16 protein-coding genes are annotated in these 21,446 nt (G+C 73.5%); 7 read left to right on the top strand and 9 right to left on the bottom strand.

Going from position 1 to position 21,446, the window contains the following annotated elements:
- Nucleotides 1-80 precede the first annotated feature (80 nt).
- The gene (locus OG764_RS13725) at nucleotides 81-1,043 is read right to left on the bottom strand and encodes an EamA family transporter (protein WP_328968706.1); all 963 of its coding nucleotides are present in this window, start codon (nucleotides 1,041-1,043) and stop codon (nucleotides 81-83) included.
- Between the two features lie 131 nt (nucleotides 1,044-1,174).
- A complete protein-coding gene (locus tag OG764_RS13720) occupies nucleotides 1,175-2,008 on the bottom strand; it encodes an isocitrate lyase/PEP mutase family protein (RefSeq protein ID WP_328968705.1) in 834 nt (277 codons plus the stop codon).
- 318 nt (nucleotides 2,009-2,326) lie between these two features.
- Between OG764_RS13720 and OG764_RS13715 the strand changes: the two genes are divergently transcribed.
- Nucleotides 2,327-3,895: a S8 family peptidase gene (locus OG764_RS13715; protein ID WP_328968704.1), complete on the top strand. Its 1,569-nt coding sequence runs from the start codon at nucleotides 2,327-2,329 to the stop codon at nucleotides 3,893-3,895.
- Between the two features lie 100 nt (nucleotides 3,896-3,995).
- Here OG764_RS13715 and OG764_RS13710 read toward each other — a convergent pair whose 3' ends face one another.
- Nucleotides 3,996-5,354, bottom strand: coding sequence for a glycoside hydrolase family 18 protein (locus tag OG764_RS13710; RefSeq protein ID WP_328968703.1), 1,359 nt, complete (start codon nucleotides 5,352-5,354; stop codon nucleotides 3,996-3,998).
- 340 nt (nucleotides 5,355-5,694) lie between these two features.
- Between OG764_RS13710 and OG764_RS13705 the strand changes: the two genes are divergently transcribed.
- The 5 genes from OG764_RS13705 (at nucleotide 5,695) to OG764_RS13685 (ending at nucleotide 10,907) form a co-directional block, all read left to right on the top strand.
- On the top strand, nucleotides 5,695-6,447 hold the full coding sequence (locus tag OG764_RS13705; RefSeq protein ID WP_328968702.1) for a GntR family transcriptional regulator: 753 nt from the start codon (nucleotides 5,695-5,697) through the stop codon (nucleotides 6,445-6,447).
- 264 nt (nucleotides 6,448-6,711) lie between these two features.
- Nucleotides 6,712-6,897, top strand: coding sequence for an SPOR domain-containing protein (locus OG764_RS13700; RefSeq protein WP_328968701.1), 186 nt, complete (start codon nucleotides 6,712-6,714; stop codon nucleotides 6,895-6,897).
- Nucleotides 6,898-6,930: 33 nt separating this feature from the next.
- A complete protein-coding gene (locus OG764_RS13695; protein ID WP_328968700.1) occupies nucleotides 6,931-7,353 on the top strand; it encodes a (deoxy)nucleoside triphosphate pyrophosphohydrolase in 423 nt (140 codons plus the stop codon).
- A gap of 306 nt (nucleotides 7,354-7,659) precedes the next feature.
- A complete protein-coding gene (locus tag OG764_RS13690) occupies nucleotides 7,660-8,097 on the top strand; it encodes an ATP-binding protein (RefSeq protein WP_328968699.1) in 438 nt (145 codons plus the stop codon).
- A 188-nt stretch (nucleotides 8,098-8,285) separates the two neighbouring features.
- The gene (locus OG764_RS13685; RefSeq protein ID WP_443055924.1) at nucleotides 8,286-10,907 is read left to right on the top strand and encodes a SpoIIE family protein phosphatase; all 2,622 of its coding nucleotides are present in this window, start codon (nucleotides 8,286-8,288) and stop codon (nucleotides 10,905-10,907) included.
- A gap of 116 nt (nucleotides 10,908-11,023) precedes the next feature.
- Here OG764_RS13685 and OG764_RS13680 read toward each other — a convergent pair whose 3' ends face one another.
- The 6 genes from OG764_RS13680 to OG764_RS13655 all read right to left on the bottom strand — a co-directional run bounded on the left by OG764_RS13680 (nucleotide 11,024) and on the right by OG764_RS13655 (nucleotide 18,196).
- Nucleotides 11,024-11,743 carry a PspA/IM30 family protein gene (locus OG764_RS13680; RefSeq protein ID WP_328968698.1) on the bottom strand — a complete coding sequence of 240 codons (720 nt, stop codon included), beginning with the start codon at nucleotides 11,741-11,743 and terminating at the stop codon, nucleotides 11,024-11,026.
- A 63-nt stretch (nucleotides 11,744-11,806) separates the two neighbouring features.
- Nucleotides 11,807-13,924 carry a TPM domain-containing protein gene (locus OG764_RS13675; RefSeq protein WP_443056211.1) on the bottom strand — a complete coding sequence of 706 codons (2,118 nt, stop codon included), beginning with the start codon at nucleotides 13,922-13,924 and terminating at the stop codon, nucleotides 11,807-11,809.
- Between the two features lie 319 nt (nucleotides 13,925-14,243).
- Nucleotides 14,244-15,023 carry a succinate dehydrogenase/fumarate reductase iron-sulfur subunit gene (locus OG764_RS13670; RefSeq protein WP_328968697.1) on the bottom strand — a complete coding sequence of 260 codons (780 nt, stop codon included), beginning with the start codon at nucleotides 15,021-15,023 and terminating at the stop codon, nucleotides 14,244-14,246.
- Complete coding sequence (locus OG764_RS13665; RefSeq protein WP_328968696.1) at nucleotides 15,020-16,957, bottom strand: fumarate reductase/succinate dehydrogenase flavoprotein subunit; 1,938 nt, start codon at nucleotides 16,955-16,957, stop codon at nucleotides 15,020-15,022. The genes OG764_RS13670 and OG764_RS13665 overlap by 4 nt, the downstream gene beginning before the upstream one ends.
- Nucleotide 16,958: 1 nt before the next feature.
- Nucleotides 16,959-17,780, bottom strand: coding sequence for a hypothetical protein (locus tag OG764_RS13660; RefSeq protein WP_328968695.1), 822 nt, complete (start codon nucleotides 17,778-17,780; stop codon nucleotides 16,959-16,961).
- A 191-nt stretch (nucleotides 17,781-17,971) separates the two neighbouring features.
- Nucleotides 17,972-18,196: a hypothetical protein gene (locus OG764_RS13655; RefSeq protein ID WP_328968694.1), complete on the bottom strand. Its 225-nt coding sequence runs from the start codon at nucleotides 18,194-18,196 to the stop codon at nucleotides 17,972-17,974.
- Nucleotides 18,197-18,572: 376 nt separating this feature from the next.
- On the opposite strand from OG764_RS13655, the gene OG764_RS13650 reads away from it, so the two are divergent.
- Entirely contained in the window at nucleotides 18,573-21,188 is a 2,616-nt protein-coding gene (locus tag OG764_RS13650) for an ABC transporter substrate-binding protein (protein ID WP_328968693.1), read from the top strand.
- Nucleotides 21,189-21,446: the final 258 nt, after the last annotated feature.

The following is a 21,446-nucleotide window of genomic DNA, read 5'->3' as shown; positions in this document are numbered from 1 at the left end:
GCGCGGGCCGGGCGCCCGCCGGGGCCGGCAGCGCCGCGAGGGCCCGACCCGGAGCCGCCGGGCGGCCCCGGCGGCCGCGGTCAGTGCCGGCGCTCGGTGCTCACGATCACGCAGACGCCGGCCACCACGATCGCGCCGCCGAACAGGATCGGCCAGGTCAGCGCCTCGTTGAGGACCAGCGCGCCGAGGAAGACGGCCACGACCGGATTGACGTACGCGTACGTCGAGACGAGCGAGAGCGGCGCCGACTGGAGCAGCCAGGCGTACGCGGTGAATCCGATCAGCGAGCCCACCAGGACCAGGGCCGCCAGCGCCACCCAGGAGCGGGCGGAGAAGTCGTCGAGGTCGAGCCCGCGGTGCTCGCCGCGGCCGAGGCCGACCAGCAGGGCGGCGACACCGCCGGCGACCATCTCGTACGCGCTCGCCGTGAAGGGGTTGCCCGGCATCGGGAGCTTGCCCGCGGAGAACGAGCCGAGCGACCACAGCAGTGCGGCGACCAGGATCATCAGGACCCCGGACAGCCGGACGTCGCCGCTGATCCCCGGCAGGGTCAGCACGGCCAGCCCGGCCATGCCGATCACGACCCCGCCCAAGGTGGCGAGCGGCGGGCGGTCGCCGCTGACCGTGCGCATCAGCACGACCCACATCGGGACGGCCGCCACCAGCAGGGCGGCCAGCCCGGAGGGCACCGACTGCTCGGCGAGCACCACCAGGCCGTTGCCGCCGACGATCAGCAGCAGGCCGACGAGGACCGCCGAACCGAGCTGCGCCCGGGTCACCCGGAGCGCCGCCGGGCCCTGCCGCCAGGCCACCAGGGCGGCCAGCAGCAGGCCGGCGGTGATGAACCGGGCGCCCGCGGAGAGGAACGGCGGCATCGTCTCGACGACGATCCGGATGCCGAGGTACGTCGAACCCCAGACCACGTAGACGATGCCGAGGGCGGCCCAGACGGCTCCGGTGATCCGGCGGCCGGGAGCGTCCGCGGGCGCCCCCGCCGGTCTCGGTATCGGCTGGTCCGTTTCGGCGGGTTTCGAGAGGCGCATGGGGCAAGATCCTAAGGATCAGAGGATGATCAGGCCAGGAATTTGCCTGATATCGGGCAGGATCCCCGCCGAAGTCCGGTCCTCGCCGAAGTCCGGTCCCCGCCGAGGCCCGGGCGGGAGCCCCGCTCTGATCAGCCCTTCAGCAGTCCGTTCAATTCCCCGTACGGCAGGCCGTCCGCGACCGCCGTGTAGGTGCCGCCGGCCAGCAACTCGCGGGTGGCGCGCGCGGCCACCGCGTACGCGGCCTCCGCCACCGAGGAGCCCAGGCTGACCCGGGCGGTGCCGAGCGCCGCGAGCTCGGACACGGCCGGCGAGCCGGGGCCGACCAGCAGGTTCAGCGGGGCGTCGATGCCCCGGGCGAGCTCTGCGATCGTCCCGGGGTCGGCGACACCGGGGACGAAGACGCCGCTGGCCCCGGCCGCGAGGTACCGCTCGGCGCGCGCCAGGGTCTCCGCCAGCCGGGCCGGGCCGGGCTCCCCGAGCCCGAACAGGTAGGTGTCCGTACGGGCGTTGATGTACAGCGGCACGCCGCTCGCGTCGGCGGCGGCGCGGGCCGCGGCGATCCGGTCGGCCAGCTCCGCCGGGTCGCGGTCCCCGTCCTCGATGTTGATGCCGACCGCGCCCGCGGCGATGACCTGCGCGACGGTCTCGCCGACGGCGGCGGCGTCCGCTCCGAACCCGCCCTCGATGTCGGCGGTGACCGGCAGGGCCACGGCGGCGGCGACCCGGGCGACCAGCTCCACCGCCCGGTCCCGGGCGATCGCGTCGCCGTCGGGGGACCCCAGGCTCCAGGCGACGCCGGCGCTGGTGGTGGCGACCGCGGCGACGCCGGCGGCCTCGGTGACCCGGGCGCTCGCCACGTCCCAGGCGTTGGCCAGGGCGAGCGGGGTGCCGGGAACGTGCAAGGAGCCGAAGGCCTGGGCGAGTTCGGTCTGGGTGCGGCGGGTGGGGATGTTGGTGGTCATGGGGTCCAGTCCATCATCCGCGGGCTCGATGCGCTCGCGAAAATCCGACACGTACGGGGCGGGGCGGGACCCGGGCGGGCAGGGGGGCGCATTCGCGCGGCGGCCCAGTTCATGACCGCTGCGTGTCGTGTACAGGCTTTGAGCGCCCGTTCGTGGCCGCAGTGTGGCGCCTCTGTGAAGCGTCTCGCGTCCTCTTGTGGGATCTCGGTGGCTTGGGTCAACCTTTCGGTGACAGGCGGGAGTTGGCGATCGATTGATTGTCATGTCCATGCCTGTCTCACCCCCCGCAGCGCACCACCTATGAGGAGGACCCCTCACATGACCGTGATGCGTCCATCACGTCGGAAGATCGCCGGTATCAGCGCGACCGCCGTCGTCGCACTCGTGCTCGGCGCGGCGTCCGCACTCCCGGCCTCCGCCGCCCCCGGCGCCGGAGCGGAAGGCGTCATCGAGAACGCCGGCGCCCCCGGCTCCATAGCCGGCAGCTACATCGTGACCCTGGACGGGGCCACCGCCGACTCCGCCGCCGGCCGGGCCGTCGCCCACGAGTACGGTGCGAAGATCCGCCGCACCTACAAGAAGGCGCTGAACGGATACTCCGTCCAGCTGTCCGAGGCGCAGGCCCGCAAGCTCGCCGCCGACCCGGCGGTCAAGTCGGTCGTCCAGAACCGCACGTTCACCATCGACGCCACCCAGCCCAACCCGCCGTCGTGGGGCCTGGACCGGATCGACCAGAAGGCGCTCCCGCTCAACTCCAGCTACACGTACCCGGACAAGGCCGGCGAGGGCGTCACCGCCTACATCATCGACACCGGCGTCCGGATCAGCCACCAGGACTTCGGCACCCGCGCCTCCTACGGCTACGACGCCATCGACAACGACAACACGGCGCAGGACGGCCACGGCCACGGCACGCACGTCGCCGGCACGGTCGCGGGCAACGCGTACGGCGTCGCGAAGAAGGCGAAGATCGTCGGCGTCCGCGTCCTCGACAACTCCGGCTCCGGCACCACCGAGCAGGTCGTCGCGGGCATCGACTGGGTCACCCAGAACGCGGTCAAGCCGGCCGTGGCGAACATGTCGCTCGGCGGTGGCGCGGACTCCGCGCTCGACACGGCCGTGCGCAACTCGATCGCCAGCGGCATCACGTACGGCGTCGCGGCGGGCAACGAGTCGACGAACGCCAACACCAAGTCGCCCGCCCGGGTCACCGAGGCGATCACCGTCGGCGCCACCACGAGCAGCGACGCCAAGGCCTCGTACTCCAACTACGGCAACGTGCTGGACCTGTTCGCGCCCGGATCCTCCATCACCTCCTCGTGGGGCACCGGCGACACGGCCACCAACACGATCTCGGGCACCTCGATGGCCACCCCGCACGTCGTGGGCGCGGCCGCCGTGTACCTGTCCCAGAACCCGTCGAGCACCCCGGCCCAGGTCGGCACCGCGCTGGTGAACGCGGCCACGCCGAACGTGGTCGGCAGCCCCGGCACCGGCTCCCCGAACCGCCTGCTGTTCGTGGGCGGCGGCACGACCGTCCCGCCCGGCCCGCGGTTCGAGAACACCGGCGACTTCGCGATCAACGACAACTCCACGGTCGAGTCCCCGGTCACCGTCAGCGGTGTCCCCGGCAACGCGCCGGCCACGCTGAGCGTCTCGGTCGACATCAAGCACACGTACATCGGCGACCTGAAGGTGGACCTGGTCGCGCCCGACGGCTCGGTGTACACGCTGCACAACCGGGCCGGCGGCAGCGCGGACAACATCCTCCAGACGTACTCGGTCAACGCCTCCTCCGAGGTCGCGAACGGCACCTGGAAGCTCCGCGTGAACGACAACGCGAACATCGACACCGGCAAGATCGACTCCTGGGCGCTGCAGTTCTGAGCAACGGGCCCGCGTGGCAGTCGCTCGGTGAGCAGTGAGCAGTGAGCAGTGAGGGGGCGGCCGCGGTCTGCGGCCGCCCCCGTCCCGTGCCCGCGGGCCGCTACCGGTGCCGCAGACCCCGGTCGACCGCCGTCATCAGCTCGCCGTCCGCGGTGTCCGCGTCGAGCGACCAGAACATCGCACCGCCCAGCCCGCGCTCACGGACGTACGCCGCCTTCGTGCGGAGCACCTGCGGGTCGTCGTACGTCCACAGGGTGGTGCCGTCGAAGAGCCAGGCGTGGCCGCCGCGGCGGTCGCGGTGGACCGTGTACGTGCCGGAGTCGGCCAGCTTCTTGAGGGCCTTGTAGTCCTCGTACCCGGCCGACCAGGTGGCCGGGGCGGGGCCGGTGGCGGGCTGCCCCATGCCGTCGCCGCCGCCGCTGACCCCGGTCCAGCCCTGTCCGTAGAACGGCATGCCCATCACCAGCTTGCGGGCCGGGGCGCCCCGGTCGAGCCAGGCCTGGACGGTGCCGTGCGCGCTGAAGTCGCCGCGGGCGAACAGGGCGGACTGCTGGGCGGTGACCGGCTCGCCCGAGACGTGGAAGTCGTAGCCCTGGAGGGTCACGAAGTCCAGGTCGCGCATGATCCGGCGGACCTCGAAGCCCGCGTCGATCTTGGCGGGGGCGGTCGGCACGAAGGCGGACAGCTCGTACGTCCGGTGCTTGCTGCGCCCGTACGCGTCGAGCTGGGTGCGGAACTCCCGTACCAGCGCGGTGAAGTTCTGCTTGTCCTCGGGTCGATAGGTGGTGTCGGAGTCGCCCGCCGAGCCCGGCCACTCCCAGTCGAGGTCGATGCCGTCGAAGACCCCGGCGGCCGCCCCCGGGCCGCCGCGGCCGCCGTCCCGGGGCAGGTTGCCCTTGATGTACAGGTCGATGCAGGAGGCCACCAGGGCCTTGCGGGAGGCGGGGGTGAGGGCCGCGTCCGAGAAGTGCGTGGACCAGCTCCAGCCGCCCAGCGAGAGCAGGGCCTTGAGGCCCGGGTGCTTGGCCTTGAGCTCGCGCAGCTGGTTGAAGTTGCCGGCGAGCGGCTGGTCCCAGGTGTCGGCGACGCCGTCGACGGAGTTCTCCGCGTCGAGTCCGCGCTGGTAGTCGGCCCAGGGGTCGGCCTCGCCGGGGGTGGTGCCCAGCGTGCACCTGCCCTCGGAAGTGATGTTGCCGAAGGCGTAGTTGATGTGGGTCAGCTTCGCCGCGGCGCCGCTCTTGTCGAGGTCCTGGACCTGGAAGTCGCGGCCGTAGACGCCCCACTGGGTGAAGTATCCGACGCGCTTGTACGTGCGTCCGTGGCCGGACCTGTCGGACGTGTCGGTCCTGTAGGACGCGTCGGTCCTGTCGGCCGAGGCGGCCGCCGCCGGTGCGAGGGCGGTCAGGAGGGAGAGGGAGCAGGCGGCGACGGCCAGCCTGCCGAGCATGCTGCGGCGCATGGGCTTCCTTTGGGGTTGCGGATGCGGGGAGTTGAGCTCCGGACCGGGCAGTGTGCTGTGCACGCCGGACGGTATTGGTCTGGACCAGGCGGGTCAAGGGGTCTTCTTCGGCCGGGCTTTCGCGTCAGGTCCCCCTCGGGCCCGCGTCAGGTGCGAGTCCGGCGCGCATGTTGTTCGCGTGCGGCTCGCCGCGCCGCCGGATTCCTTGATCGCTGTACTCTCGGTAACTGGTTTGGGTGGGCATCGGTCATCACTTCGAGTGAAACTCTGGCCTTCGCTTGCGGTCTTCAACCGTCGGTTGTCAGGCTGTTGCTGTCTGTCAACCTGATGGGAGTGGCCAGTGACTTTCGGTGAGCAGCCGGCCTATCTTCGCGTCGCCGGGGATCTGCGGCGCAAGATCGTCGATGGGTCCCTGCCCCCGCACGCCCGGCTGCCCTCACAGGCCCGGATCCGCGAGGAGTACGGCGTCTCGGACACGGTCGCCCTGGAGGCCCGCAAGGTCCTCATGGCGGAAGGGCTGGTGGAGGGCCGTTCCGGGTCCGGCACCTATGTCCGCGAGCAGCCGGTGCCGCGCCGGGTGGCGCGCTCCGGGTACCGCACGGGCGGGGTCTCGACCCCGTTCCGGCAGGAGCAGGCGGAGGACGGGGTGCGCGGCACCTGGGAATCCCGGAGCGAACAGGGCGTGGCCACTCCCGAGGTCGCCGACCGGCTCGGCATCGAACCCGGGGACAAGGTCATGTGCACGCGGTACGTCTTCCGGGACGCGGGCGAGGCGATGATGCTGTCCACCTCCTGGGAGCCGCTCGCCGTCACCGGGCGCACCCCGGTGATGCTCCCCGAGGAGGGCCCGCTCGGCGGCTGCGGGGTGGTGGACCGCATGGCCGCCATCGACGTGGTCGTGGACAACGTGGTCGAGGAGGTCGGCGCGCGCCCGGGCCTCGCGGAGGAGATCCTCACCCTGGGCGGGGTCCCGGGGCACGTGGTGCTCGTCATCGGGCGCACGTACTACGCCTCCGGGCGGGCCGTGGAGACCGCGGACGTGGTCGTCCCGGCGGACCGCTACCGGATCTCGTACCACCTCCCGGTCCGGTAGCCCGGCCCGCGGCCCGACCGGCCCGGCCTTCGCCCCGACCGCCCGGCCCCCGGCCCGGCGGCCGGGGCTCCTTCCCGTCCCGGCGGCCCGGCGCGCGCCCCGGGGGGTCGCACGGGCGGCGCACTCGTACGCATGGCCGGATGCGTACGCCCCGAGGTATCTCTTCGTGAAAACCCGTATCCGCTCCGTAAAGGTCGGGCGTAAGCTCAGGCATATGCGTATTGCGGTTTCCTGGGCGAGTGCGTCGGCGGAGGGTGAAGCGCGATGAACGACAGCGGTGCCGAGCTTCCGTGGCTGGTCATACGGCAGGACGACAACGGCAACCGCTACCGGGTGGGCAGATACCCGAGCCAGGCCGAGGCCGAGAAGGTGGCCGACAGCCTGGAGCACCACGGGCACCGTCAGCTCTACTGGGTCGAGCGGATCGGACAGACCGCCACAACGAACTGAGGCCCCCGTTCCGGGGTGCCATAGGCTCCGTCCATGACTGTACGAGTGGTCGTGGGCGGAGCCGTCTGCCGTGCGGGGCTCCTGCTGGCCGCCCGCCGCAGCGCCCCGCCCGAGCTGGCCGGGCGCTGGGAGCTGCCCGGCGGCAAGGCCGAGCCGGGCGAGAGCGGGCCCGAGGCGCTGGTCCGCGAGCTGCGCGAGGAGCTGGGCGTCGAAGCGGAAGCGCTGGAGCGGATCCCGGGGGAGTGGCCGCTGAAGCCCGGCCTGGTCCTGCGGGTGTGGACGGCCCGGCTGCTCTCCGGTGAGCCGGAGCCGCTGGAGGACCACGACGAGCTGCGCTGGCTGGGCCCCGACGAGCTGGACGCCGTCGACTGGCTCGACCAGGACCGCCCCGCCGTCGCAGAGGCCGGCCGCCGCCTGCGGGCCGCCGCTGCCGCCGCCCCGGCGGCCTCCGACTGACCTGGACGCCGACTGACCTGGGCCTCCGACGGGCCCGGGCCGCCGGGCCGCCGAGCCGTGCGGCGGCCCGTATCCGGCAGTCTGCCCCCGTGCGCTCCCCGTGCGCCGCGCTCCGGCGGGCGCACGGCGCTCCGCGTGTACGCCGCACGGGGCGCATGGGGCCCGGGTTGTACGCCGTTCGTGCCACAGTGCGCCGGTGGGTGGGGGGCCGGGCGGTACGACGCCCTGGATATCGGGTATGTCGCTATTAATCCCAATCTCATCCCCCTGACAAACCGGACTGGGGTCCGCCTGCTGGCCCGGGAAGTGATCGGCGTGATCGATTCCGAATCCGACTGCGCCGACAGCGCCGAATGGGCATTCCCCGCCGAGCCCGGGGCCGTGCGCACCGCTCGGCACGCCGTGCGCGGAGCCCTCCGCTCGTGGGGCCTCGACGCCGTCGGCGATGTCACCGTACTGCTGGTCAGCGAGCTGGTGACCAACTCGCTGCGCTACGCGTCCGGCCCCATCGGAGTCCGGCTGGTACGGCAGAATTCGGCCACCGGCCACGAGCCCCACGCCTCCGCGCTCCTCGTCGAAGTGTCCGATCCGCTTCCGGATCCGCCCCGGGAACGGGTCGCCGCGCCCGACGACGAGGGCGGCCGAGGACTGCACCTGGTGGCGGTCTCCGCGCAGCGCTGGGGGACCCGGCACGGGAAGACGGGCAAGACGGTGTGGTTCGAGTTGGCCTTGCCTGGTGAGTAACAGTGTGAGAGAAGCCGACGATCACCGGACCACGGCCGCCCGAGGAGGGGCGTTTGGGGCCGGCGCACCGTAGGCGCAAAATGAACGAGACCTTGCTGTGATCGTGAACGCCGTGCCGTCCGTGGCCGTGGTGCTGAATACTTCGTCCAAGGCCGGTCCGGTTGCGCTGAGCTGGAGGGGACGGTCGCGTGAGCGAAATACCTGCGCAGGCACAGCACGTCCAGGTGCCCGGAGCACCGTGGCGCGAAGCCATGTGGCACAGCAGTCCGCCTGGCTCGATCTATGACTACATAAGAGTCGCGTCCTTCTCGATCGGGCCCGACGGGCTGGTCGACCAGTGGAGCCGGCGCGCCGAGGAACTCTTCGGCCTGCCCGCCGCCCAGGTGGTCGGCAGGGACCCGGTCGAGGCCTTCATGCCGGCCGAACTGCGCCCCGGCGGCCGCCGCCAAGTCGCCGAGATACTCGACGGCAAGGAATGGACGGGCCTGGTCCCCTTCCGCATGCCCTCCGGTGCGGGCGGCGCACGGGGGCCCGAGGGCGTGGCCGAGATCTATGTGATGCCCACCGAGACCGAGCACGGCGAGCGGGCCGCGCTCTGCGTAGTCGTCGACGTACAGGCCCTACGCCGCATCGAGTCGGACCTTGCCGCTTCCCAAGCGATATTCGGACAATCTCCCTTCGGCTTTCTCCTCTTCGGTACGGACCTGACCGTGCAGCGCGCCAACCGGCGCTTCGCGACCGTCTTCGGCGGCGGCGTCGAAGAACACCGCGGCCGCACGGTCCACGACTACCTGCCCCGCCGCGAGGCCGACCGGATGGCCGCCGCGCTCCAGCGGGTCCTGGAGACCGGCGAGGCCGTCACCGACCTCCAGATCAGCGGCGCCGCCCCCGGCAGCCGCGAGCACCGCCACTGGTCCATCAACCTCTACCGCGTGCACGGCGCCTCCGGCCGCCCCGTCGGCGTCGCGGGCCTCGGCACCGACGTCACCCGCCGCCACCTCGCCGCCCGCGAGGCCGCCGGCGTCCGCCGCAACCTCGCCCTCCTCAACGAGGCCGGCGCCCGCATCGGCAACTCCCTCGACCTGGAGACCACCGCCCGCGAACTCCTCGACGTCACCGTCCCCGGCTTCTGCGACCTGGCCGCCGTGGACCTCTACCAAGGGCTGCTGCTCGGCGACGACGACCGCCCGGTCCGGTCCGCCGGCGCCCCCACCCGGCTCTCCGCCGGCGCGGGCGGGCTGCGGATGCCCTCCGCGAAACTGCGCCGCGTCGCCTTCGCCAGCGCCGTCTCCGACGCCCCGCTCTCCGGGCCCGGCAGCGTCGGCCCCGTCGCCGTCGGCGAGACCCACCGCTACCCGGCGACCTCGCCCGGCGCCCTCGCCCTGCGCACCGCCCGGCCCCGGCTGGTGCTGGGCGGCGGCCCGGACGACCTCGTGCAGTCCACGCTGGTCGTGCCGATGGTCGCGCACGACGCCGTCGTCGGCCTCGCGCAGTTCTCCCGCACCAAGGGCAGCGAGCCCTTCGGGGAGCGGGACCGGGCGGTCGCCGTGGAACTGGCCGCCCGGGCGGCCGTCTCCATCGACAACGCCCGCCTCTACCGGCGCGAACACGAACGCGCGCTGATCCTCCAGCGCAGCCTGCTGCCGCCCGGCGACCCGGAGGCCGCCGGCCTCGACATCGCCTGCCGCTACCTGCCGGGCAACGCGGCCACCGAAGTCGGCGGCGACTGGTTCGACGTGATCGAGCTGCCCGGCCACCGCACCGCCCTGGTCGTCGGCGACGTGATGGGCCGCGGGCTGCGGGCCGCGGTCGCCATGGGCGAGCTGCGCACCGCCGTCCGCACCCTGGCCCTGCTCGACCTGGAGCCGGCCGACGTGCTGACGGCCCTCGACGAGGTGGCCCGGGGCCTGGGCGCACCCGGATCCGGCGGCGGCTCCCAGCAGTCCCGGACCCGCGAACGCGAGACCGACCTCTCCGAGGTCTACCTCGCCACCTGCGTCTACGCCGTCTACGACCCGGTGACCCGGCGCTGCACCATCGCCAACGCCGGCCACATGCCGCCGGTGCTCGTCGAACCCGGCGGCCCCGGCGCGCTGCTGCTTGAGGTGCCGCCCGGGATGCCGCTCGGCGTGGGCGGCGAACCCTTCGAGGAGATCGAGGTCGAACTCCCCGAAGGCGCCCTGCTCGCCCTCTACACGGACGGCCTGGTGGAATCCCGCGACCACACCCTCGACGACGGCCTGCGCGGCCTGCGCGACGCGCTCACCGACGCGGCCCGCCCGCTGGAGGACGTCTGCGACCACGTCCTCAACACCCTGGAGACCCGGCACGGCGAGGACGACATCGCCCTGCTCATGGCCCGCGTACAAGGACTGCCGCCGGACGCGGTGGGGGACTGGAAGATGCCGCGCGAGGCCCGCTCGGTGGGCCGGGCCCGCGAACTCGCCCGCACCAAACTCCTGGAATGGGGCCTGGAGGCGCTCGCCGACACCACCGAACTCCTCGTGAGCGAACTCGTCACGAACGCCCTGCGGTACGGGGAGGGCGAGATCCGGCTGCGCCTGCTCCTGGACCGGACCCTGGTCTGCGAGGTCTGGGACGCGGGGCTGGTCCAGCCGCGGCGGCGGCGGGCGCGGGACACGGACGAGGGCGGGCGCGGATTGCAGCTCGTGCAGTTGCTGTCGACGGGCTGGGGGTCGCGGCGGACCCCCCGGGGGAAGACGGTGTGGTTCGAGCAGCCACTGCCGGGGGCGGCGTCGGAGGTGGCGGGGGAATTGTCCGCCGAGCAGCTGCTGGAGTTGTACGGGTAGCCCCCGGGGCCGTTCGGGGCTCCGCCCCGGACCCCGCGCCGCACACTCCCCCGGACTCCGTCCCGGGGGACCCCCAGGCGAGGCTCGATCCGCTTCGCCGGGGGGCTTGTCCGACGTCAGGCGGCCTTGTCGGATTTGAGGGCGGCCAGGCGGGCTTCGACCTCGGCGGTGCGGCCCAGGTCGTCCAGTGCCTCGAACTGGGCGTCGAGCGAGGAAGCCGCCAGCTCCTGCTTGCCCAGGGCGCGCGCCTCCTCGCGGCGCACCTTGTCCTCGAAGCGGTTCAGGTCGCTCGTCGGGTCCATCACGTCGATGTTCTTCACCGCGTCCATCATCGTGTTCTGGGCCTGCGCGGTCTTCGCCCGCGCCACCAGCTCGTCGCGCTTGGCCTGGAGCTCGGTCAGCTTGCCCTTCATCGAGTCCAGGCCCGACTTCAGCTTGTCGACGACCTCCGTCTGCGCCGCGATGGTCGGCTCGGCGGTCGCCGCCTCCTTCTCCGACCGGAGCTGGCGGCCCAGCGCGACCTTGGCGAGGTTGTCGAAGGTGTCGGCCTCCGCCGCCTTGCCCGCCGCCCGCAGTTCGTCCGCCTTCCGGCTGGCGGCCAGGGCCTTGCCGCCCCACTCGCCCGCCGCGTCCACGTCCTCCTTGTGGTCCTGCTCCAGCAGCCGCAGGTTGCCGATCGTGGTGGCGACGGCCTGCTCCGCCTCCGAGATGTTGTTCGAGTAATCCCGGATCAGCTGGTCCAACATCTTCTGCGGGTCCTCCGCCTGGTCCAGCAGCGCGTTGATGTTCGCCTTCGCGAGCTGGGTGACACGGCCGAGGATCGTCTGCTTGCTCATGAGCGCCTACTCCTGGAAGTCGATGCGAAACCCGTACGGGGAGGAAGAGGGGGACGGGGCGGGTCAGAAGCGGCCGCCACCGCCCAGCCGGCCGCGGGTGCCGCCGCCCCCGAAGGAGCCCGGCGCGCGGCCGCCGCCCCCGAAGGAGCCGCCCCCGCCGCCGAAGCCGCCGCCGAACCCGCCCGAGGAGCCGCCGCGGCCGCCGCCGAGGATCTCGCCCAGGATGATCCCGCCGAGCACCGCGCCGCCCATCCCGCCGCCGCGCTGCCCGCCCCCGTACGGGTCGCGGTACCCGCGGACGTCCTGCTCGGCCAGCTGCTGCGCCTGCCGGGCCAGCGCGTCCGCCTGCCGGGCCTCCGCCAGCGCGCCCTGCGCGTCCGCGGCCGCCAGGGCCCGCGAGCGCTCCAGACGCCGCTGGGCCTCCGCGAGCCGGGTACGGGCCTGGCTGCCGACCGCGCCCCGGCTCGTCGTGACGTAGTCCGCGGCCGCCCCGATCGCGCTGCGCGCGGTCAGCTGCGCCTGGTCGAGCAGGGCCGCCGCCCGCTGCCGGCCCGTCTCCCGCTCCCGGGCCCCGGCCAGCGCCTCGTCCAGTGCCGCGTCGGCCTCCTCGACCCGGCGCAGCGCGTCGAGCGGGTCGTACCGCCCCGCCCGCACCTGCGCCCGTACGCCGTCCAGCACGGCCTCCGCCCGGCCGATGCGGCCGCGCAGGTCGGCGGTGGAGGCGCCCTGCGCGGTGCCCGTCAGCAGGCCCCGGGCGTCCGCCAGGTCGGTGTCCGTCTCGGTGAGCGCCCCGTCCAGCTTCCCGGCGGCCTCCGCCAGCTCCCGGGCCCGCCGCTCCACCGCGTCCACCAGGGTCGCCGCCTGGTCCACGGCGCCCTCGGCGGCCCGTACGTGCACGGCTGCCCGGCCCCGGTCGCCGCCGTCCAGGGCGGCCCGGGCCTCGCCCAGGCTGGTGGTCGCGAACAACAGCCGGTCCTTGGCCTGTTCCGCGTTCCCGGACACCGGGGCGGACGCCGAGTCCGCGTACCGGCCGGCCAGCGCCGTCAACGTGGCCTCCGCGGTGCCGGTCCGGCCGGTCAGCTCCCGAAACCGCGCCTCCACCGCGGCCAGCGCCTGCGGCGCGTTGCGCTCCAGGGAACGCAGCCGGTCGAAGGCCTCGGACTCGGCGTCGAGCCGCCGGTTGGCCTCGGTGCAGCGGGCCACGATCTCGTCGAGCATCCGGCGCCGGGTCGCGTCGTCCTCCGGGTAGGCGTCGTCGAGCTGCTGGCGCAGCCGGAACGCGTGCGTCAGCTCGTCCTTGGCGTGCGCGAGGGCCTCGGTGAAGGGCTGCGCGGCCTCCTCGCCGAACTGCGCCGTCGCGAAACCGAGCTCCTCGGCGCTGGTGCGGATCGCGTCGTCCGTGCCGACGAGCAGGACCTTCGTCTTCGCGTCGAGCTCCGGCAGCGGCAGGCCCGCCGGGCCCGCGCCGCCCCAGCCCGCGCCGGGCTTCCGCGCGCCGCCGGCCGGCCCGCCGGACTTCTTCCGCCGGCTGCGGGCGTACGCGTACGCACCCAGCGCGCCGGCCGCGCCGACCGCCACCACCGGCAGGACGTAGTCCCCGGCGCCGGACCCGGAGTCCGCCGCGGAGCCGCCGGGGTCCGGGTCGCCGGGGGTCAGGGCGGGCGTCGGCACCGGCTGCCCGGCCAGGACCGCGCCGTAGCCGTCCGCGGCGCCGATCGCCGCGCCCGCCCAGTCGTTCACGCGCAGCGCGGGCTCCACGGCGGTCCGGGCGACGGCGTCCAGCTGCTGCTGGGTCAGACCGGAGTCGACGTCCGCCGAATAGGCGTACTGGCGGTCGCCGGTGGCGACGGCGAGCAGCACGTCCTCGCGGCCGAGGCCGTTGCGGGTGGCGGTGGCGTCCGCCCAGCTCTGCGGGGAGCGGCCGGAGAAGTCCCGTACGTACGTGACGAACAGCTGGACCCGCCGGTCCGCGTACAGCCGGTCGAGGGCCGCGGCGACGGCGGGCTCGCGGTCGCCCAGCGCGCCCACGCGGTCGGTGATCTGGCCCTGCTTCGACAGGGTGATCGGGTCGTCGGCCCGGGCGGGGGTGGCGGTGGCCGAACCCCAGCCGGCCGTCGCCAGGAGGGCGGCGATCAAGGCGAGTGCGGCTCTCACGGGTATGGCGGCCGGGCTGCGTCTCAGGGGCGGCGTCACATTTGGGAGGCTATGGCCACCCCCACCGAACCGCACCCGGACACCGGCCCGCCCGGCTGACCGGTGGCGCGTCGTTCAACCCCGCCGGTGTTTGAGGCGGGGCCTGGCCGGGCCCCCCTCGCCGGTGCCCTGGGGCAACCTCCAGCCTCGCCGGCGTTTGAGGCGAACCTCAGCCGTATCCAGCCTCGCCGGCGTTTGAGGCGCGGGGTCTGGGGCGGAGCCCCAGAAGGACAACCCGGCTCCGCCGGGCACCGGGCTCCGCCCGGACCCGCGCCTCAAACGCCGGCGAGGCTGAATACCGCCTCGGTCACTCCCGGGGTTCGGACCGGCGGCGGATCCTGCTGCCCAGCCAGACCAGCGGGTCGTACTTACGGTCCACCGCCCGCTCCTTCAGCGGGATCAGCGCGTTGTCGGTGATCCTGATGCCCTCCGGGCAGACCTCCGTACAGCACTTGGTGATGTTGCAGTAGCCCAGACCGTGCTCTTCCTGAGCGGTGCGCTTGCGGTCCAGGCCCTGCTCGGCGGCGGCGTCCAGCGGGTGCATGTCCAGCTCCGCCACCCGCATCAGGAAGCGCGGGCCCGCGAAGACCTCCTTGTTCTCCTCGTGGTCGCGGACCACATGGCACGTGTCCTGGCACAGGAAGCACTCGATGCACTTGCGGAACTCCTGCGAGCGGTCCACGTCCACCTGCTGCATCCGGTACTCGCCCGGCGCCACCCCCTCCGGCGGGACGAACGCCGGAATCTCCCGCGCCTTGCGGTAGTTGAAGGACACGTCCGTCACCAGGTCGCGGATGACCGGGAAGGCCCGCAGCGGGGTCACGGTGATCGTCTCGGCCCGGTCGAAGGTCGACATCCGGGTCATGCACAGCAGCCGCGGCCGCCCGTTGATCTCGGCACTGCACGAACCGCACTTGCCCGCCTTGCAGTTCCAGCGGACGGCGAGGTCCGAGGCCTGGGTGGCCTGCAGCCGGTGCACGATGTCGAGCACCACCTCCCCGTCGTGCACCTCGACCGTGAAGTCCCGCAGCTCGCCGCCCTCCGTGTCACCCCGCCACACCCGGAAGCTCGCGTCGTACGTACTCATCCGTACAGCTCCTCTTCGGCGAGGTACTTGACCAGCTCTTCCTTCTCGAACAGCGCGAGCAGATCGGGGCGGATGGGCTCGGTGCGGACCCTGCTGAGCTCGATCCGGGCTCCCCCGCCCGCGTCCGCCGGCAACGGACTCCCGTCATCGGCGGTCACCGGCCGGCACAGCAGGTTCACCGGCCGCCAGGAGCGCTCCATGGCCGGGCAGTCCTCGCGGGTGTGCCCGCCCCGGCTCTCGGTGCGCTCCAGCGCCGCCCGGGCCACGCACTCGCTGACCAGCAGCATGTTCCGCAGGTCCAGGGCCAGGTGCCAGCCCGGGTTGAACTGCCGGTGGCCCTCCACCCCGGCCCGGGCCGCCCGCACCCGCAGCCCGGCCAGCCGCTCCAGCGCCTCGGCCATCTCGCCCTCCCGGCGGATGATCCCGACCAGGTCGTTCATGGTCTGCTGGAGCTCCTGGTGGAGCGTGTACGGGTTCTCCGCGCCCTCGTCGGCGTGGAAGGGGGCCAGCGCCTCGGCCACCGCCCCGTCGATCTGCGCCTGGGAGACCGCCGGGCGGCCACCCGCCGGATCCAGCGCGTGCTCGGCCGCGTGCAGGCCCGCCCGCCGCCCGAAGACCAGAAGGTCGGAGAGCGAATTGCCGCCCAGCCGGTTCGAGCCGTGCATGCCGCCGGCGACCTCGCCCGCCGCGAACAGGCCCGGTACCCCGACGGTGGCGGCCGTGTCGGAGTCCACCGCGATCCCGCCCATCACGTAGTGGCAGGTCGGGCCGACCTCCATCGGCTCGGCCGTGATGTCCACGTCCGCCAGCTCCTTGAACTGGTGGTACATGGAGGGCAGCCGGCGTTTGATCTTCTCCGCGGGCATCCGGGTGGACACGTCCAGGAACACCCCGCCGTGCGGGGAGCCGCGGCCCGCCTTGACCTCGGAGTTGATCGCCCGGGCCACCTCGTCGCGGGGCAGCAGCTCGGGCGGCCGCCGGTTGTGGTCCGGGTCCTCGTACCAGCGGTCGCCCTCCTCCTCCGACTCGGCGTACTTCTCCTTGAAGACGTCCGGGACGTAGTCGAACATGAACCGCTTGCCCTCGCTGTTGCGCAGCACCCCGCCGTCGCCGCGCACCGACTCGGTGACGAGGATGCCCTTCACGGACGGCGGCCAGACCATGCCCGTCGGGTGGAACTGCACGAACTCCATGTTCAGCAGGGGCGCGCCGGCCAGCAGCGCCAGCGCGTGCCCGTCGCCGGTGTACTCCCACGAGTTCGAGGTGGTCTTGAAGGACTTGCCGATCCCGCCGGTGGCCAGGACGACCGCCGGACCCTCCAGGACGAAGAAGCGGCCGGACTCGCGCTCGTAGCAGAAGGCCCCCGAGACGCGGCCCTCACCGCGGGGGCCGTCGTCCTTCAGGACGCGCGTGACCGTGCACTCCTGGAAGACCTTGAGCCGGGCCTCGTGGTCCCCGTACTCCTTGAAGTCCTCCTGCTGGAGCTGGACGATCTTCTGCTGGAGGGTGCGGATCAGCTCCAGGCCGGTGCGGTCGCCGACGTGCGCGAGCCGCGGGTACTCGTGCCCGCCGAAGTTGCGCTGCGAGATCCGCCCGTCGGGGGTGCGGTCGAAGAGCGCGCCCCAGGTCTCCAGCTCCCAAACCCGGTCCGGGGCCTCCTTGGCGTGCAGCTCCGCCATCCGCCACTGGTTGAGGAACTTCCCGCCGCGCATCGTGTCGCGGAAGTGCACCTGCCAGTTGTCGCCCTCGTTGACGTTGCCCATGGAGGCGGCGATGCCGCCCTCGGCCATCACGGTGTGGGCCTTGCCGAACAGCGACTTGCAGATCACCGCGGTACGGGCGCCGCGCTCGCGGGCCTCGATCGCGGCCCGCAGCCCGGCCCCGCCGGCCCCGACGACGATCACGTCCCACTGCTGCCGGTCGACTTGCGCCATGTCAGAAGATCCTCGGGTCGTCGAAGGTGCCGGTCGCGAGTAGGTACACGTAGAAGTCGCAGAGGGCCACGCTGATCAGGGAGGACCAGGCCAGCAGCATGTGGCGGTGGTTGAGGCGGCCCGCCAGGCCCCACAGCCGGTAGCGGACGGGGTGCTTGGAGAAGTGCCGCAGCCGGCCGCCGATGACGTGCCGGCAGGAGTGGCACGACAGGGTGTACGCCCAGATCAGCACGATGTTCACGAGGAAGATCAGCGTCCCCAGCCCCATGTGCCCCCACGCGTAGTGCGCGTCGCGGAAGGTCAGCACGGTGTCGTACGTGAGGATGCCCGCGACGGGCAGCGCCGCGTAGAAGAAGTACCGGTGCACGTTCTGGAAGACCAGCGGGAAGCGGGTCTCGCCGGTGTACGTCGCGTGCGGCTCGGCGACCGCGCAGGCGGGGGGCGAGGCCCAGAAGCCCCGGTAGTACGCCTTGCGGTAGTAGTAGCAGGTCAGCCGGAAGCCGAGCGGGAAGACCAGGATCAGCAGGGCGGGGGACAGGCCCCACCAGCTGCCGAAGAGGTCCCAGTTGGGGCCGCCGCGCATCGGGACGCAGTTCTCCGCCAGGCAGGGCGAGTAGAACGGCGAGACGTACGGGGCCGCGTAGTAGTCGCTGTTCGCGAAGGCCCGCCACGTCGAGTAGACGATGAAGGCGAGCAGCCCGGCCGCGGTGCCGGCGGGGGCCAGCCACCACCGGTCGGTGCGCAGGTGCCGGGCGGCGATCGCGGCGCGGGAGGCGTCGTGGACGCCGGTCAGCCGGGCGGGTGGTTCGGTGCCTGTGGCCAAAGGGAACTCCGGGTGGAGTGGTCTGGAGTGGCCCAGGAGACCCGGCGGCCGGGGGATGCCCGGCGGCCGGGTCTGATGGGTGGTGGGGCCTGATGGGTGATGGGTGATGGGTGGCGGGGACGTCCGTCTCCGGTGGGCGGGGACCGCCTCGCCGGTGGCGCGGACGTCTGCCGTGCGGCGGCGCTACGGGATCAGGGCGCCCGGCGGTCGCGGGCCCCGAGGCCCTCGTCGTCGGTGTCCGTCCAGAGCTTGCTGTCGTACGGGGTGTCCGGGATGGTCACCATCCCGGACCGGTCCGGCGGGGCCGCCGAGCCGCCCGGCTGCTGCCGTGACGTCCGCTTCTCCAGTTGCTCGACCTTGCGGGTCAGCTCGTCGAGATTGCGGCGGACCGCGCTCAAATCGTCTTGCAGGGACATGACTTGCCCTCACTTCCGCAGTTGCGGTGGCAACGCCCGTGTGCGCCTGCGAGTGTCGCGCCTCGTGTCCCCGGTTGTGAAGGGGACGTGCAGCGATTCCGGGCGCGCAGACGCACCTGTGCGCCCCTCCCGGGTCCATTTTCATCCCTCTCACGAGGGAACGCCCGCGTTGCCCGGACCCGCCTGCGGGGCCCGGTCGGCGGGCGCGCCCGGCACGGCGGCGCGTTGGTCCGCACGGGTGGGCTTCGCGGCGTGGCGCGGCCCGGGTGCGGGGGCCGCGGTGGGGCGTCGATTTCAGTGGGTTTCGTCACCAGTGTGATCAGCTCCATATACCGCCATTCGTGATCAAGTACGGCCCGCCCCGGAGGTACCACCCATGTCGCAGCGACGGCGCCGATCCCTGGCGCTCCTGACAGCACCCGTGGCCGGGACCCTGCTCGCGCTGCCCCTGCTCGCGGGGTGCGGCTCACCCGACGACGAGACGGGGCCCGCGGCGGCGGCCCAGGACATCCGGCCGGCCGCCCGGGACCTGGTCGCCGACGGCGGGGTCCTGCGGTGGGCCGTCGACGCGCTCCCGGACACGCTCAACACCTTCCAGGCCGACGCGGACGCCACCACCGCCCGGATCGCGGGCGCGGTCCTGCCGGCGCTGTTCACCCTCGATCCGCGCGGCCGGGCGGTGGCCAACCCGGACTACCTGGAGAAGGCCGAGGTCATCGAGACCGAGCCCAAGCAGGTCGTGCTGTACAAGCTCCACCAGCAGGCGGTGTGGAGCGACGGACGCGAGATCGGCGCGCCGGACTTCGTCGCCCAGTGGCGGGCCCTCAACGGCAAGGACACCGCGTACTGGACCGCCCGCAACGCCGGCTACGAGCGCATCGAGAAGATCGAGCGCGGCGCGAACGACCTGGAGGTCAAGGTCACCTTCGCGAAGCCCTACGCCGACTGGAAGGCCCTCTTCACCCCGCTCTACCCCAAACAGGTCACCGGCACCCCGGAGGCTTTCAACGAGGGCGCCCGCGGCGCCCTGAAGGTCACCGCCGGCCCGTTCACGCTCGGCGCCATCGACAAGAAGACCGGCACGGCCGCGCTGTCCCGCAACCCGCGCTGGTGGGGGGCGCCCGCCAAGCTGGACACCCTGGTGCTGACCGCGGTGCCGCGCGAAGGGCGCCCGGCCGCGCTCGCCGCCGGGAAGCTGGACCTGGCCGAGATCGACCGCACCGGCGCCGACCGGATCTCCCTCGCGGCCCGCGACGGCGCCAGGCGCGGGGCCGGCGGCGCGCCCGCGCACGGGCCGGGCGCCGGGATCACCACCGGGCAGGCCCTGATGTCCTGGGCGATCGCGCACGGCTCGGCGCAGGAGCAGGCGACGGCGGAGCAGGCCGCCCGGCAGAAGACCGCCGCGGCGGTGCGCGCGTACGAGAGCGAGCAGACGGCGCTGCGCGGCTACCAGCTCCGCAAGTCGCTGGAGCCGGCGTACACGCAGCTCGCGCTGAACGGCGCGACCGGCCCGCTCGGCGACGAGCGGGTGCGGCGGGCGGTCGCCCGGGCGCTGGACCGCAAGGACCTCGCCGAGGCGGTCCTCAAGCCGCTCGGACTGCCCGCGAACCCGGTCGGCAGCCACCTGGCCCTGGCCGGGCAGCGGGTGTACGCCGACAACAGCGACGCGCTCGGCGGCCGGGACGTCCAGGCGGCGCAGGCCCTGCTGGCGGACGCGGGCTGGCGCCGGGGCGCCCCCCTCAGCACCCAGGAGGGCGCGAAGGCGGGCAGCGAGGCCGCGGCGGGCGCCGGGGACGACGCGAAGACGCCCGCGGCGGGCAGCGGCAAGGCCACCGGGGACGGCACCGGGAACGACGGCCTGTACATCGTGGGCCAGGAGGACGAGGAGGGGGACGGGAAGAACGGCTTCCGCCCGGGGCGCGACCGCGGGCCGGGCGCCGACGGCACGGCCGGCGAGCCGCGCGCGTACGGCGGCCACCTGGCGGACCGGCGCCCGGAGGGCCCCGAGGGCCTGCACGGCGCCGCCCCCGGCGGCCTGCCCGAGGGCGCGTACGAAGGTGAGCACGGGGGTCCGTACGGGGACGGGTCCCGCGACGGGTCCCGGGACGGCGAGATCGTCGACGCGGACTCGGCGAGCGAGCGGGCCGGCGGGCCGGCCCTGATGGCGCCCGCCCCGATCGCGGCCGGGCAGGGCGACGCCCTGCTCGCGCAGGCCGAGTCGCTGGCGCGGGCCGGGACGGCGGGCGACGGCAGCCGGGACGACGGCAAGAAGCGGGCCGACGGCGTCGCGGGGGCCCCCGGAGCGGCCGCGGCCGACGACAAGGAGGCCCGTTCAGGCGGCACGGAGCCGGTCGCGGGCGCCTACGCGCCGCAGGGCACCAAGGCGCCGGTGGCGCCCGCCCGGCAGGCCCGTACCTCCGGGCAGCTGCTCGCCAAGGACGGCAAGACGCTGTCGCTGCGCTTCGTGCTCCCGTCCGGCCCGGGCTCGGAGGCGCTGCGGACCGTCGGCGAGCGGATCGCGCAGACGCTCCAGCGCCTGGGCATCAGCACCGAGCTGACCAAGGTCGCGGACGAGAGCTTCTTCAAGGACCACATCGCCTCGGGCCAGTACGACCTGGCGCTCTACTCGTGGCCCGCCACCGCGTTCCCGGCCACCGACGCCCGGCCGATCTTCGCCAAGCCGGAGCCGGCGGCCGACGGCTCGCTGCTGGTGGAGCAGAACTACACCCGGGTCGGCACCGACCACATCGACCAGTTGTTCGACCAGGCGATCGGCGAGCTGGACGAGGACGCGTCCCGGGAGCTGATGCGCAAGGCGGACGCCCGGATCTGGGCGGCGGCCGGGTCCATTCCGCTCTACCAGCGTCCCGAGCTGGTGGCCGCCCGCCCGGCGGTGGTCAACGCCGGCGCCTTCGGCCTCGGAACCCCCCGCTACCAGGACATCGGCTGGAAGAAGCCTGCCGGCCAGGGAGCGGCCCGCAAGAAGGGGTAGCGGCGGTTCCGCCGGCCTTGCCCGGAGGGCTTCACCGGGCAAGCCGGGACAACGCTCCCCGGCAAGCTCAGAAGTGGCTCAAGTCCCTTGCCCGCCGGTGACCCCGGCGGGCAGGGTCGGTCCCACCCGTTGACCCGCCCGTGATCCATCCGCTCGATCCGTCCGCCGATCCACCCGCCGGTCCACCCGCCGGCCATCCCGTAGATCCGCTCGCCGATCCGCCCGGGCGCCCCGGTAACGATTCCCGACCCGTTGACC

This window comes from Streptomyces sp. NBC_00239 (assembly GCF_036194065.1).
Classification (GTDB): Bacteria; Actinomycetota; Actinomycetes; order Streptomycetales; family Streptomycetaceae; genus Streptomyces.
This window is presented reverse-complemented; position numbering and strand designations above follow the sequence as displayed.

Excerpts from the sequence above, each read along its gene's own strand:
- OG764_RS13695 (WP_328968700.1), top strand. The coding sequence starts at position 6,931 with ATGACTGTACGAGTGGTCGTGGGCGGAGCCGTCTGCCGTGCGGGGCTC.
- OG764_RS13655 (WP_328968694.1), bottom strand. The coding sequence starts at position 18,196 with ATGTCCCTGCAAGACGATTTGAGCGCGGTCCGCCGCAATCTCGACGAG.
- OG764_RS13725 (WP_328968706.1), bottom strand. The coding sequence starts at position 1,043 with ATGCGCCTCTCGAAACCCGCCGAAACGGACCAGCCGATACCGAGACCG.
- OG764_RS13715 (WP_328968704.1), top strand. The coding sequence starts at position 2,327 with ATGACCGTGATGCGTCCATCACGTCGGAAGATCGCCGGTATCAGCGCG.
- OG764_RS13650 (WP_328968693.1), top strand. The coding sequence starts at position 18,573 with ATGTCGCAGCGACGGCGCCGATCCCTGGCGCTCCTGACAGCACCCGTG.
- OG764_RS13700 (WP_328968701.1), top strand. The coding sequence starts at position 6,712 with ATGAACGACAGCGGTGCCGAGCTTCCGTGGCTGGTCATACGGCAGGAC.
- OG764_RS13720 (WP_328968705.1), bottom strand. The coding sequence starts at position 2,008 with ATGACCACCAACATCCCCACCCGCCGCACCCAGACCGAACTCGCCCAG.
- OG764_RS13710 (WP_328968703.1), bottom strand. The coding sequence starts at position 5,354 with ATGCGCCGCAGCATGCTCGGCAGGCTGGCCGTCGCCGCCTGCTCCCTC.
- OG764_RS13680 (WP_328968698.1), bottom strand. The coding sequence starts at position 11,743 with ATGAGCAAGCAGACGATCCTCGGCCGTGTCACCCAGCTCGCGAAGGCG.
- OG764_RS13670 (WP_328968697.1), bottom strand. The coding sequence starts at position 15,023 with ATGAGTACGTACGACGCGAGCTTCCGGGTGTGGCGGGGTGACACGGAG.
- OG764_RS13665 (WP_328968696.1), bottom strand. The coding sequence starts at position 16,957 with ATGGCGCAAGTCGACCGGCAGCAGTGGGACGTGATCGTCGTCGGGGCC.